Source organism: Brachybacterium sp. AOP25-B2-12, assembly GCF_052378625.1.
GTDB lineage: Bacteria > Actinomycetota > Actinomycetes > Actinomycetales > Dermabacteraceae > Brachybacterium.
This window is the reverse complement of sequence record NZ_JBQSXW010000009.1, coordinates 108,637-121,428: the sequence shown is the minus strand read 5'-3', so window position 1 is coordinate 121,428 and position 12,792 is coordinate 108,637. Positions and strand designations below refer to the sequence as shown.

The 12,792-nt window shown below is 71.6% G+C and carries 13 protein-coding genes and 1 pseudogene; 9 read left to right on the top strand and 5 right to left on the bottom strand.

Going from position 1 to position 12,792, the window contains the following annotated elements:
• Positions 1–133 precede the first annotated feature (133 nt).
• The gene (locus tag ACT3TZ_RS08705; RefSeq protein ID WP_444583011.1) at positions 134–1,534 is read left to right on the top strand and encodes a Dyp-type peroxidase; all 1,401 of its coding nucleotides are present in this window, start codon (positions 134–136) and stop codon (positions 1,532–1,534) included.
• Positions 1,535–1,582: 48 nt separating this feature from the next.
• Here ACT3TZ_RS08705 and ACT3TZ_RS08700 read toward each other — a convergent pair whose 3' ends face one another.
• Positions 1,583–2,314 carry a TetR/AcrR family transcriptional regulator gene (locus ACT3TZ_RS08700; protein WP_444583010.1) on the bottom strand — a complete coding sequence of 244 codons (732 nt, stop codon included), beginning with the start codon at positions 2,312–2,314 and terminating at the stop codon, positions 1,583–1,585.
• The gene (gene treS, locus ACT3TZ_RS08695; protein ID WP_444583009.1) at positions 2,311–4,113 is read right to left on the bottom strand and encodes a maltose alpha-D-glucosyltransferase; all 1,803 of its coding nucleotides are present in this window, start codon (positions 4,111–4,113) and stop codon (positions 2,311–2,313) included. Before treS ends, ACT3TZ_RS08700 begins: the two co-directional genes overlap by 4 nt.
• A gap of 196 nt (positions 4,114–4,309) precedes the next feature.
• Between treS and ACT3TZ_RS08690 the strand changes: the two genes are divergently transcribed.
• Together ACT3TZ_RS08690 and ACT3TZ_RS08685 are read left to right on the top strand one after the other, a co-directional pair.
• Positions 4,310–4,981 (top strand): hypothetical protein, encoded by a 672-nt coding sequence (locus ACT3TZ_RS08690; RefSeq protein WP_444583008.1) that lies wholly within the window; start codon positions 4,310–4,312, stop codon positions 4,979–4,981.
• 163 nt (positions 4,982–5,144) lie between these two features.
• Entirely contained in the window at positions 5,145–5,684 is a 540-nt protein-coding gene (locus tag ACT3TZ_RS08685; protein ID WP_444583007.1) for a hypothetical protein, read from the top strand.
• 63 nt (positions 5,685–5,747) lie between these two features.
• Here the strand turns inward: ACT3TZ_RS08685 and ACT3TZ_RS08680 are convergent, their stop codons facing one another.
• Positions 5,748–6,425 (bottom strand): uracil-DNA glycosylase, encoded by a 678-nt coding sequence (locus ACT3TZ_RS08680; RefSeq protein ID WP_444583006.1) that lies wholly within the window; start codon positions 6,423–6,425, stop codon positions 5,748–5,750.
• Positions 6,426–6,502: 77 nt separating this feature from the next.
• On the opposite strand from ACT3TZ_RS08680, the gene ACT3TZ_RS08675 reads away from it, so the two are divergent.
• From ACT3TZ_RS08675 to ACT3TZ_RS08660, 4 genes are all read left to right on the top strand, one after another.
• Complete coding sequence (locus ACT3TZ_RS08675) at positions 6,503–6,820, top strand: DUF3263 domain-containing protein (protein WP_444583005.1); 318 nt, start codon at positions 6,503–6,505, stop codon at positions 6,818–6,820.
• 63 nt (positions 6,821–6,883) lie between these two features.
• On the top strand, positions 6,884–7,447 hold the full coding sequence (locus ACT3TZ_RS08670; RefSeq protein WP_444583004.1) for a LytR C-terminal domain-containing protein: 564 nt from the start codon (positions 6,884–6,886) through the stop codon (positions 7,445–7,447).
• Between the two features lie 357 nt (positions 7,448–7,804).
• Positions 7,805–9,442, top strand: coding sequence for a chaperonin GroEL (groL, locus tag ACT3TZ_RS08665; protein WP_444583003.1), 1,638 nt, complete (start codon positions 7,805–7,807; stop codon positions 9,440–9,442).
• A 143-nt stretch (positions 9,443–9,585) separates the two neighbouring features.
• Entirely contained in the window at positions 9,586–10,257 is a 672-nt protein-coding gene (locus tag ACT3TZ_RS08660) for an alpha/beta hydrolase (protein WP_444583002.1), read from the top strand.
• A gap of 22 nt (positions 10,258–10,279) precedes the next feature.
• Here ACT3TZ_RS08660 and ACT3TZ_RS08655 read toward each other — a convergent pair whose 3' ends face one another.
• Complete coding sequence (locus ACT3TZ_RS08655; protein WP_444583001.1) at positions 10,280–11,095, bottom strand: hypothetical protein; 816 nt, start codon at positions 11,093–11,095, stop codon at positions 10,280–10,282.
• Positions 11,096–11,224: 129 nt separating this feature from the next.
• Positions 11,225–11,764, bottom strand: coding sequence for a DUF1990 family protein (locus tag ACT3TZ_RS08650; protein WP_444583000.1), 540 nt, complete (start codon positions 11,762–11,764; stop codon positions 11,225–11,227).
• A gap of 67 nt (positions 11,765–11,831) precedes the next feature.
• On the opposite strand from ACT3TZ_RS08650, the pseudogene ACT3TZ_RS08645 reads away from it, so the two are divergent.
• Together ACT3TZ_RS08645 and ACT3TZ_RS08640 are read left to right on the top strand one after the other, a co-directional pair.
• A pseudogene (locus ACT3TZ_RS08645) lies at positions 11,832–12,302 on the top strand (SAM hydrolase/SAM-dependent halogenase family protein); the annotation flags it as partial.
• Between the two features lie 9 nt (positions 12,303–12,311).
• On the top strand, positions 12,312–12,713 hold the full coding sequence (locus ACT3TZ_RS08640; RefSeq protein ID WP_444583026.1) for an SAM hydroxide adenosyltransferase: 402 nt from the start codon (positions 12,312–12,314) through the stop codon (positions 12,711–12,713).
• Positions 12,714–12,792 lie beyond the last annotated feature (79 nt).

Below are 12,792 nucleotides of genomic sequence, written 5' to 3'. Positions count from 1 at the left end.
CCTGCGGGCCGAGTGCCCGCAGGGCCGCGATCGACGTGTGAGCAGTGCCGTCGCCGTGCCCCCACCGATCCGAGGGGGCACGGCGACGGAGGGCGCGGCCGGATCCGGGCGCGCCGACGAGGAGGATGGACGCATGCACAGCACCGACGACCCCCAGGCCACGACCCCGGAGGGTCCTGCGGGCCCGGGACCGGACCCGAGCGGCACGGCCGCCGACGCGCACGATCCCGGGACTCCCGCCGAGGGCGACGCCCCGCGCGCGGTGGGCCGACGGGGGATCCTCGGTGCGGCCGGCGCCTCGCTGCTGACCGGCGGAGCTCTCGGCTTCGTGGGTGGTCGAGCCGTCGCCGCCTCCGCCCCGAGCGCCAACCCGCTGGAGACGGTGCACCCCTTCCGCGGCGAGCATCAGCAGGGCATCACGACGCCGGCCCAGGACTACCTGTTCGCCGCCGCCTACGACCTCACCACCAGCGACATCGGCGACCTGCGGGACCTCATGGGGCAGTGGAGCGTCGCGGCGGAGCAGATGACCCGCGGGGAGCTCGTGGGGGAGCGGCCGCTGGCCAACCTCCAGGCCGCGCCGCTGGACACGGGGGAGGCCTGGGGCTACCCCGCCAGCAGCCTGACGATCACCGTGGGGGTGGGGCCCACCCTGTTCCGCACCGCCGACGGCGTCGACCGCTACGGGCTCGCCGCCCGGGAGACCGAGGTGCTGGGCCAGGGCATCCCGCGCTTCGCCAACGAGTCGATGCAGGACGCCCGCTCCGGCGGGGACATCATCGTCCAGGCCTGCGCTGATGACGCCCAGGTCGCGGTGCACGCGATCCGCAACCTCACCCGCATCGCCATGGGCACCGCGGCGCTGCGGTGGAGCCAGGTGGGCCACGGCCGCACCTCCTCGACCTCCACCCAGCAGGAGACGCCGCGCAACCTGTTCGGCTTCAAGGACGGGACCCTCAACCTCAAGGCCGAGGACGGCGCCGAGGAGCTCGGGGAGCACCTGTGGGTGGGCTCCGGCGACCAGGGCGGCGACTGGCTCGCGGGCGGCTCCTACCTGGTGTTCCGCAAGATCCGCATGCGTCTGGAGAGCTGGGACCGCCTGCGCCTCGTCGAGCAGCAGGACATCATGGGACGCGACAAGCGCTACGGCGCCCCGCTGTCGGTGTCCGACCCCACCGCGGGCTCCCAGGAGTTCACCGCCCCGGACTACGCCGCGAAGACCGGCGGACGGCCGTCGATCCCCGCCGACGCGCACATCCGCCTCGTGGCGCCCGAGCACAACGACGGCGCCCGGATGCTCCGCCGGGGCTACAACTACACCGAGGGCAGCAATGCGCTGGGGCAGATCGACGGCGGGCTCTTCTTCGAGGCGTTCGTCCGCGATCCGCGCACGGGCTTCTACCCGGTGCTCGACAAGATGTCCCGCGCCGACCCGATGAACGAGTACATCCAGCACATCGCGACGGGCGTCTACGCGATCCTTCCCGGCGTGCGGGAGGGCGAGTCCCGGTTCGGCCAGTCCCTCCTGGGCTGAGCCGGGGCGGGACCGGAGGTTCCGGCCGACGGCACCCCAGCCCGCGGGTCAGCAGATCTGCTCGGCCAGGCTCGCCACGAGCGCCCGCGCATACTGCCGGAACGCCTCGTCGCCGTCGTACTGCGAGAACGGGGGCCAGCGGGTGATGAAGCCGCTCGTCTCGAGATCCACCCACCCGTGCACCGCGCACCACACCGACCGGGACAGGTCGTGGGCACGCTCGCTCGCCGCGACGGAGCCGCGCTGGTGCTCCCCGCCACGGGCGAGGATGCGGTACGCCTGCTCCATGACCGGGGAGACCGTGGCCTCCATCGCGGCATACACCTCCTGCGGGACGAGGTCTGCCATCGGACGCACCCGGGAGCCGTCGCGCGCGGCGCGCAGGCCGCCCACGTCGATCCCCCGGCCGCGGGTGGCGAACATCGCGGTGTAGAGCGCGGGGTGCAGACTGGCCCACGCGCGGTAGGCCAGGGTGAGCTCGAAGATCGCGGTGACCGGGTCCTCGTCGGGGACGACCGCGCCGAGGGTCGCCGCGAGCTGCGCGAACCCCTCGGCGATGACGGCGTCGACCAGACCGGTCTTTCCGCCGAAGAGGGAGTAGACGGCCTGGGTGGACGTGCCGGCCTCACGGGCCAGGGAACGGATGGACAGACCCGCCGGGCCGCCCTCGCTCAGCGCTCGCGCCGCAGCCAGGGCCAGGTCCCGGCGCAGGGTGTCGTCGTACGGGCGCAGGGCGGGTCGTTCCCCGCCCAGGCCTCGTGCACCGCCGGTGCTGGTCATACCTGCGTCGACGCTCTCTCGGAGTCCAGAGTGATCGCGGGCATCACGGTGGTGACGGTCGCGGGCTCGCCGTCGGCCCGCAGCGGGCGGATCTTCAGCCAGTAGTAGCCGTGGCCGCCCAGGGTCAGGCGCAGACGGCCGTCCGCGGAGATCCGCGGGAACTCGCCGCCGCCGAAGAGGTCGCGCACCGTGCGCCCGGGGAAGTTGGCGAGGTCCAGGCTCACGGTCACGGGCTGCGCGGAGAGGTTGAAGACGCACAGCAGGGTCTCGGCCGCGTAGGTGGCCTGGGCGCCGTGGTCCGCGCCGTCGTAGTCGCGGATGAAGGCGAGCACCCGTTCTGTGTCGGCGGGGATGCTCGCGTACTCGCCCATGCCGAACGCCGCATGCTGACGACGGATCGCGAGCATCCAGCGCACATAGTTCAGCAGCGACGAGGACGTCGCCATCTGGGCCTCGACGTTGATCGTCGAGTAGTGGTAGACGAGCGACTGGATCACCGGCAGGTACAGCTTCCCGGGGTCGGTGAGCTCGCTGAACCCGGCGTTGCGGTCCGGGGTCCACTGCATCGGCGTGCGCACGGCGTCGCGGTCGTCGAGCCAGATGTTGTCGCCCATCCCGATCTCGTCGCCGTAGTACAGGAACGGCGATCCCGGGAGGGACAGGAGCATCGCGTGGATCAGCTCGATCTCCCCGCGGGAGTTGTCCAGCAGGGGCGCCAGGCGCCGCCGGATCCCGACGTTGGCACGCATCCGGGCATCCGGCGCGTACCAGCCCAGCATCGCGCCGCGCTCCTCATTGGAGACCATCTCGAGCGTCAGCTCGTCGTGGTTGCGCAGGAACGTGCCCCACTGGGAGCCGGCCGGGATCCTGGGGGTGTCGGCCATGATGTCGATGATCTTCTTGGCGCTGCCCTCGCGCAGCGCGTAGAACAGCCGCGGCATGACCGGGAAGTGGAAGCACATGTGGCACTCCGGCTCCTCCGCGGTGCCGAAGTACTCCACGACGTCCTGGGGCCACTGGTTGGCCTCGGCGATGATGACCCGCCCCGGCCAGTGCGTGTCGACGTAGGTGCGCAGGTCACGCAGGAACGCGTGGGTCTGGGGGAGGTTCTCCCCGTCGGTGCCCTCCTCCTCGTAGAGGTAGGGGATCGCGTCGGCGCGGAACCCGTCGATGCCCTTGTCGAGCCAGAACTTCACGACGTCGAGCATCGCGTCGTGGACCTTGGGGTTCTCGAAGTTCAGGTCCGGCTGGTGGGAGAAGAACCGGTGCCAGAAGAACTGGCGGCGCACCGGGTCGAACGTCCAGTTCGACTCCTCGGTGTCCACGAAGATGATGCGTGCGTCGGAGTACTTGTCGTCGGTGTCCGACCACACGTAGAAGTCCCCGTACGGGCCCTCGGGGTCCGAGCGGGACTCGAGGAACCACGGGTGCTTGTCCGAGGTGTGGTTCATGGGCAGATCGATGATCACCCGGATCCCGCGACGATGGGCCTCGGAGACCAGCCGCTCGAAGTCCGTGATCGACCCGAACTCCGGCAGCACGGCCTGGTAGTCGGAGATGTCGTAGCCGCCGTCGCGCAGGGGCGAGGCGAAGAACGGCGGCAGCCACAGGCAGTCGATCCCGAGCCACTGGAGGTAGTCGAGGCGCTCGATGAGCCCGGTGAAGTCACCGGATCCGTCGCCGTTGCCGTCTGCGAAGCCACGGACGACCACCTCGTAGAAGACGGCCTTGCGGTACCAGTGGGGGTCGTAGTCGACGCCGGGGCCCTGCGGGTTGAAGTGGGGGGTGTTCAGGGGCAACGGAGGGCTCCTTGATCTTCGTGCGGGCGCACGGACAAGCCTAGTCCAGGAGGCCGGGGACCCGGCGCGGTTCCCGAGGGGCGGACGTGCGTCCGACGAGGCCGCGGACCGGTCCGACGATGCCTGGCGAACCCGCCCGTATCATGTGCGTCACATGGGGATCCGCCGGGGGTGCGGGTCGCAGGGGGGAATCATCATGACGCAGGCACCGTACGGCGGAGCGCCGGGGGGACAGCAGGGCCCGCCGTGGCAGCAGGGCCCGCCCCCCAAGCGGCGCAATCCGTGGGTCGTGCCGGTCGCGGTGCTCGGCACGCTGGTGCTGCTCGGTGCGGTCGTGCTCGGGGGCGGCGCCGCGGTGTGGTTCCTGGACCCGTTCGGATGGCGGGCCTCGCCGACCGCCCAGGAGGAGCGTCCGGAGGAGTCCTCGGACCCCTCCCAGATCACCGCGGGCACGACGGACTACCAGTTCACCTACCCGGCGGAGTGGGAGACGATCGAGCCGACGGAGACCGCCGGGGACTCGCAGGTCTTCAAGCTCGAGGGGAAGGATGCCGAGGAGCGGACGTCGTTCTCGGTCGCGGAGACCGAATCGTTCGGGGGCGATCCGATCGAGGTCTGCTGGGGCCTGGCCGAGAAGAACGGCTACGAGATGCAGGACGACATCGATCTCGACGGTCAGACCGCCAAGCATTTCCAGAACCGGAGCCCGACCCCGTCGGGCGATCCGCAGGTGCGGGACGCCTGGTGCGCGAAGGGCGTCACCGGGACCATGATCGTGATCATCGGACGCTCCAGCGGGCACGGGGCGGACGATCTGGAGCAGTCCGCGCCGCACGTGATCGTCGACTCGTGGACCTGGACGGACTGATGCGCGACCGGGAACGACCGTGACCTGGGGAACAGCCGGCGGCCCACCACAGGGAGCCGGGACGGTCCCGCGGGGCGCTCCCGCCGCGCCCGTGCCTGGCGGTGGCGGTCCGCCGAGGCGATACGGTCCCTGGATCGGCCTGGTCGTCGCGCTGCTCGTGTGCATGCTCGTCGGAGGCGTCGCGATCGGTGTCGGATCGGTGTGGATCCTGGATCCCTTCGACCGCCGCGCCGAGGGGGCGGCCGCCGGCGAGGCGTCCTCACCGTCGCCGACGCTGGCCACCGGGGGCACCGAGGACTACTCGTTCAGCTATCCCGCCTCGTGGGAGCTCCAGGACTCCACGGAGGACCCCACGGAGTGGGAGATCTACAGCATGGAGGTGCGCAGCTCCGACGGGGTCGAGCTCATGCGGGTCTTCGAGAGCGAGGTGCTGGGCGAGCCCATCGCCTTCTGCTGGGACGTCGTGGAGGACGAGGGCTACACCCAGCAGGACGAGGTCGAGATCGACGGACGACTGGTCAAGCACTTCCAGAACCGCACGCCCTCGGACTCGGGTCGGCCGCGGGTGCGGGACGTGTGGTGCGCCGCGACCGAGGCCAGGACGATGGTGATGATCGTCGGGTCCACGACCAGGGAGGACGCCGACGCGCTTCCCACCTCGTCCGTGCAGGGCGTCATCGACACCTGGGTCTGGACCGACTGAGCGCAGGAACGCCCTGGTCAGGGCATCACCAGCGTCTCACCTGACCTTCGTCGAGCCTTCGCCTCAGCGCTCGATGCGCCAGTCGATCGGCGTCGACCCCTGGGCGGCGAGCAGCTCGTCGGCCCGGGAGAACGGCCGGGAGCCGAAGAACCCCCGGGAGGCCGACAGCGGCGAGGGGTGCGGGCTCGCGATCACGGGGACGTCCCCGAGCATCGGCTTCAGGGACTGGGCATCGCGGCCCCACAGGATCGCGACGAGCGGGCCGCCGCGGGCGACGAGGGCCCGGATCGCGGTCTCGGTGATCGTCTCCCAGCCCTTGCCGCGGTGGGAGGCGGGCGCGCCCGGCCGCACCGTGAGCACCCGGTTCAGCAGCAGCACGCCCTGGTCCTGCCAGGCGCTGAGGTCCCCGTGCGGGGCCGGCGGGATGCCGAGATCGTCCCGCAGCTCGGCGTAGATGTTGGTGAGGGAGCGGGGGAGCGGGCGCACGTGCTCCTCGACCGCGAACGACAGGCCGATGGGATGGCCCGGCGTGGGGTAGGGGTCCTGGCCCACGATCAGCACCCGGACCTCCGCGAGCGGACGGGTGAAGGCGCGCAGGACGTTCTCGCCGGCGGGGAGGTAGCCGCGGCCGCTCTCGTGCTCGCGACGCAGGAAGTCGCCCATCGCGTGGACGTCCTGCTCCACGTCGGCCAGGGCGAGGGCCCAGTCGGGCGCGAGGAGCTCGGTCAGCGGCTTGGGCATGAGGGCAGTCTCGCATCCCGCGCGGGGCGCGGCGCGCCTGCCCGGGAGCGCCGACGGATCGCAGTAGCGTCGTCGTCATGTCCGCCGCCGCGTCCCGCCCGGAGTCTCCTCGGGGCGACTCCGCCCAGGTCGAGGGGCTGTCCGATCGGGATCGCCGCATCCTCGCGCTCGAGGGCCGCACCTTCCGATACGTCGGCGCCAAGGAACGGCACATCCGCGAGCAGCTCGGCATGACCCCCACCTCGTACTTCGTGCGCCTGAACGCCCTCCTGGACCAGCCCGCCGCGCTGCGGGAGGCCCCTGCCGTCGTGCACCGGCTCCGGGCCCGCAGGGTGTCCTCGCACGAGTCGGCGGGGGACCGCTCCGGGGACGCCCCGACGGGGCGCGTGGCCTGAGCCCGTTCACCCGCCGGGCGTGTGCTCCGGGCACGTCCGGCGCACTCCGGGTTTAATGGTCGCGTGGCTGATTCCTCGTACCCCTATCCGCCGGACCGGTTCGACCAGGAGGCGGAGACGTCGTCGTACCACGGCGCGCACCGCGCCGAGGAGCCGTTCTGGCGCCAGAACCTGCTCTACATCGTCATCATCGCCGCGGCGATCGTGACGCTGCTCGTGCTGCTGTTCGTGATCGGCGGCATGGGACGCGACGGGGGCACGGACACGGCGGCCACGACCACCGCCACCACCCAGGCGCCCCCCGCCGAGCAGCAGCCCTCCGACGGCGGCGGGCAGGCCCCGGCGGCGCCGGAGGGGGACCGCTCCACCCCCGTCCTCGTCATCAACGCCGGGGGCGAGAACGGGATGGCCGGCAAGTGGCGCACCGCGCTCGCGGACAAGGGCTGGACCGCCGTCGACATCCAGACCGCGCAGAGCCGCCAGGAGCAGGCCGTCGTGTTCTACCGCAGCGAGGAGGACGCCGCGAGCGCCCAGCTGCTGGCCCAGGAGGCGGGCGTGGGCGAGGCCCAGCAGTCCGACGAGTACGACGCCCGGATCACCTTCGTCGCGGTGCAGCCCCCGCAGTGAGACCCGCGGGCCGGGGATGCTCCCGGCCCCTCCGGTCCGGCACCGCGCGGTGCGCGGCCGACCTGCTCCCTGCGCGATGTTCGCCCTGAGCGTTCTTCGCACGCCCGATCGTTGGCACTCTCCGCGGTCGAGTGCTTATGATGATCTGGCACTCTCCGGGTGGGAGTGACAGCCGTTCGCGGCACGGCTCGCACCCGGGGACATCGACTGGACGCGAAGCGGCACCGCCGCGTCGTCGTCCGCGTGCATTCCGGCCCCGTGAGGGGCTCGTCGGGGCGTGACCTGAACGCCTCGGCGGGTCTCGTCCGTCGCGGGCACTGGGTCGGGTGGACACCACAGACACGGGAGAGATTCCATATGGCCAAGCTCATCGAGTACGACGCCGAAGCACGTCGCGGCCTCGAGCGCGGGATGAACAAGCTCGCCGACGCCGTCAAGGTCACCCTCGGCCCCAAGGGCCGCAACGTCGTCCTGGAGAAGTCCTGGGGCGCTCCGACGATCACCAACGACGGCGTCTCCATCGCCAAGGAGATCGAGCTCGAGGATCCCTACGAGAACATCGGTGCCGAGCTCGTCAAGGAGGTCGCCAAGAAGACCGACGACGTCGCGGGCGACGGCACCACCACCGCCACCGTCCTGGCCCAGGCCCTCGTCAAGGAGGGGCTGCGCAACGTCGCCTCCGGCGCCAACCCGATCGCGCTCAAGCGCGGGATCGACAAGGCCGTCAAGGCCGTCGCCGACACCCTGCTCACGCAGGCCGTCGACATCGAGACCAAGGACCAGATCGCGCACACCGCGGCCATCTCCGCGGGCGATCCGGCGATCGGCGAGCTCATCGCCGAGGCGCTCGACAAGGTCGGCAAGGAAGGCGTCATCACCGTCGAGGACTCCAACACCATGGGCCTCGAGCTGGAGCTGACCGAGGGCATGCGGTTCGACAAGGGCTACATCTCGCCCTACTTCGTCACCGACGCCGAGCGCCAGGAGGCGGAGCTGGATGATCCGTACATCCTGCTCATCAACTCCAAGCTCGCCAACGTCAAGGACCTGCTGCCGCTGCTGGAGAAGGTCATCCAGTCCGGCAAGCCGCTGTTCATCGTCGCCGAGGACGTCGAGGGCGAGGCCCTCGCGGTGCTCGTCGTCAACAAGCTGCGCGGCTCCTTCAAGTCCGTGGCCGTCAAGGCCCCCGGCTTCGGCGACCGCCGCAAGGCGATGCTCGAGGACATGGCCGTCCTGACCGGCGGCCAGGTCATCTCCGAGGAGGTCGGCCTCAAGCTCGAGACCGCGGGCCTGGACCTGCTGGGCACGGCGCGCAAGGTCGTCGTGACCAAGGACGAGACCACCATCGTCGAGGGCGCCGGCGACGCCGACCGCATCGCGGCGCGCGTCAAGCAGATCCGCACCGAGATCGAGAACTCCGATTCCGACTACGACCGCGAGAAGCTCCAGGAGCGTCTCGCGAAGCTGGCCGGCGGCGTGGCCGTCATCAAGGCCGGTGCCGCCACGGAGGTCGAGCTCAAGGAACGCAAGCACCGCATCGAGGACGCCGTGCGCAACGCCAAGGCGGCCGTCGAGGAGGGCATCGTCGCCGGTGGCGGCGTGGCCCTGCTCCAGGCCGGCAAGGACACTTTCGGCACCCTCGAGCTCGAGGGCGACGAGGCGACCGGCGCCAACATCGTCAAGGTCGCCATCGCGGCCCCGCTCAAGCAGATCGCGCTCAACGCCGGTCTCGAGGGCGGCGTCGTCGCGGAGAAGGTCAAGTCGCTCCCCGTGGGCCACGGCCTGAACGCCGCGACCGGCGAGTACGAGGACCTGCTCAAGGCCGGGATCATCGACCCGGTCAAGGTCACCCGCTCGGCGCTGCAGAACGCCGCGTCGATCGCCGGCCTGTTCCTGACCACCGAGGCCGTCGTGGCCGACAAGCCGGAGCCCGCGAAGGCTCCCGCCGGTGGCGACGAGATGGGCGGCATGGGAGGCATGGGCGGCATGATGTGATCCCGCACGGGGCGCTGTCCCGTTCGTGATCGCATCGGCCATCCGGTCGATCAGCACCGGAGCCCCGGTCCCCTGCGTGGGGGCCGGGGCTCCGTCGTGTCCCGTGAGCCCTCGGGCGCTCACGCTGCTGGGAGGATGGGTCCATGAACCATGAGGATCCCGTGCAGGGCCTGCAGCTGTCGCTCGACCCCGACGCCGTGCTGTGGTCGTGTTCCGAGCACGAGCGGGCGGGCAGGCCGCTGCTGGTGCTCCTGCACGGCTACGGCGCCGACCAGCACGACCTCTTCTCGCTGGCGCCCCTGCTCCCGTCGGAGCTCGCGGTCGCCGCCGTCCGGGCGCCCCTGCCCATGCCGGTGCCGAGCGCTGGGGCCGCGTGGTACCCGATCGAGGGCCTCGGCGCCCGGGACGGCCGGGCCGTGACGGAGGGCGCCCGGGCGTTCCTGCGCTGGCTGGAGGGCGCCGATGCGCGGCGAGTCCTGCTGCTCGGGTTCTCCCAGGGTGCGGCCATCGCGCTGCAGTCCGTGCGCCTGGAGCCGGAGCGGTTCACCTGCGTGCTCGCACTCAGCGGATACGCCGCCGCCGACGCGCTGCCGGGCGATGCGGCGCTCCAGGAGCTCCGACCACCGGTGTTCTGGGGACGCGGGGACCGGGATCCGGTGATCCCTCCCCACCTCGTCGAGCACACCGCGCGATGGCTGCCCGCCCACAGCACGCTGACACGGAAGGTCTACACGGGCCTGGGGCACGGGATCGATGAGCGGGAACTGGCCGACGTCCAGGAGTTCCTCACGCAGCATCTGGGCGCCCTCGGCTGACACGACGCGGTGGTCGCTGCGGTCACCGCGGCGGGTACTGCTGCTGCATCGGCACGCCCTGGGGGGCGTACTGGGTGGCCGCCGCGATGCGGGTGTTGTGGTTCGAGGCCGCGACCGCGCCCCAGATCATGCAGGCGGGCCAGGTCAGCAGCGCCCCGAAACCGAGGGTCAGGGGCAGGACCACCAGGTTGATCAGCAGCATCACGATGAACCCCGTGAGGGTGCTGTAGAGCATGCCGAGCGGTCCGAAGAAGAACGTGAGCACCAGGGAGATGCCCACGCTCTTGGGCTGCTGCACCACGACGACCGTGTGCATCGGCGGGGGACCGGGGTAGGGCTGATACCCCACCACCGGGGCCTGCACCGGGGGAGCGTACGGCTGGACGGCGCCGTACGGCTGTGCGTGGCCCGGAGCTCGTCCGGGGTCGACGGGCTGTGCCATCGGAGCGGCCTTCGGCGCCGCGGCGGACGGAAACGGGGCCACGTGCGCCCACGGGTCGTGGCGGGCCTGTGCGGTGGGGTCGCCGTACGGCTGCGCCTGTGCGGTGGGGTGACCGTATGGCTGCGTCTGTGCGGCGCGTTGACCGTACGGCGAACCGGTGGGAGCAGCGCCGCTCGGGTGCACCTGGCCGAGACCCTCGACCTCGATCACCGGGGGTGTCCTGCTCGTCCTCTCGGGATGCTGAGCTCCCCGGGCGTCGGTGCCCGTGCCGGGCTCGTGGACCACGACCGCATCGGACCATCCTCGGACCGGATGCTCCGAGGCCGCCCGCACGGGCTGCCTCGTGGCGTCGTCCGGCATGTCGTCGTATCCGTCGGTGCTCTGCTGGTCGTCCATGCGCTCCCCATTTCCTGTGATGACCACCACATGCTAAGGGGATGGGGCGACGAACGGGGGACCCGGGGCCCAGAACCTGACATCCTGCCGGGACCAGAGCAGGACGGGCCCACGGCTGCACGACGGAGCTCAGCCCCGTGGCGCTCCGGGACGAAGGGCCCGCAGGTACCGCGCTCGATACCGTCCCTGCAGCATCAGGGCCAGGGGAAGGAGCGCACCGCGCACACCGGGGGCCGCAGCGGTCACCGACCGCAGCTCGAACACCGCCGTGCCGTCCTCCGTGCGCCGCGCGATGAACGCCTCCTCCCCGCGGACCGGGTGCCCGCGACGCGTCGCGTACGACAGCGCGACGCGGTCCGGGGTGCGGACCGCGTCGACGACGACGATCGGCTCGCGCACGGTGATCGGGCCCAGGTGCGCCGTCACCTCCCAGGTCTGCCCGGGGTCGGGCGCCTCCCGGCCGTCGAGGGGGCGCACGGCGAAGCCGCTGCGGGTCTTGACGGCCCAGGCGAGCAGATCCTCGCGGGTCCGTCGCCACAGCTCCTCGCCGGTGCCCAGCTCGACCGAGGTGGTGAACGGGCGCCCCCAGGACACGGACGGTGCCCAGCTCCCCGATGCCGGGTCGGTGATGCCAGGGGAGGGGCAGGTGGTGTCCGTGGGCAGGTGCATCGTCGGATCGTAGACGCACGCGGGCTCGGCGGACGCACGTCCACACGCCGTCACATCCGCCTCGTCGGTGGGTGATGCCCGTCATGCTGGCGCCGTGCACCCCGTGGTCCTGCAGTCCGACTTCGGCCTCGACGACGGCGCCGTCTGCGCGGTGGTCGGCGTCGCGATCGGCGTCGCCCCGGACCTCACCGTCCACGACCTGACCCACAACATCCCCCAGTACGACATCTGGGAGGCGTCCTACCGTCTGGCCCAGGTCATCGCCTACTGACCCGCGGGCACCGTGTTCGTCTCGGTCGTGGACCCCGGTGTGGGCTCGGACCGGCTCTCGGTGGTGGCGCGCACCGCCACCGGTCACCTCGTGGCCACCGCGGACAACGGCACCCTCACCCACCTCGACGCGATCCACGGCATCGACGCCGTCCACCGGATCGACGAGAGCGCGAACCGTCGTGCCGGGTCCGAGGCCTCGTACACCTTCCACGGCCGGGACGTGTACGCCTACACCGCCGCGCGGCTCGCCGCCGGGGTCATCGGCCTGGACCACGTGGGCCCTTCCCTGGACCCCGCTGACCTGGTGCGCCTGCATCTCGAGGAGCCCGTGCTCGCCGACGGCGCCGTGACCGGCACCATCGACGCGCTCGACGTGCGCTACGGATCCCTGTGGACCTCGATCCCGCGCGAGCTGTTCGCCCGGCTCGGTGCCCAGCACGGCGACCGCATCACGGTGCGCGTGCGCCACCGCGACCGCGAGCTGCACACCGCGACCGTCCGCTACGTGCCGAGCTTCGCCGCGGTCGCCGTCGGAGAGCCGCTGGCCTACGTCGACTCCCTGGACCGCATGGCGATCGCCATCAACCGGGGCAGCTACGCGAGCGCCTTCGGGATCGGCACCGGACCGAGCTGGGAGATCACCCTCGAGCCAGCAGGCACGACAACATCGCGGTAAGAGCGCCAGTTCTGTCCTCCTTGTGAGGCGCCCCGGACCCGGGTCGGCAAGGGCCACGAGCACATCGTGTACGGGACGC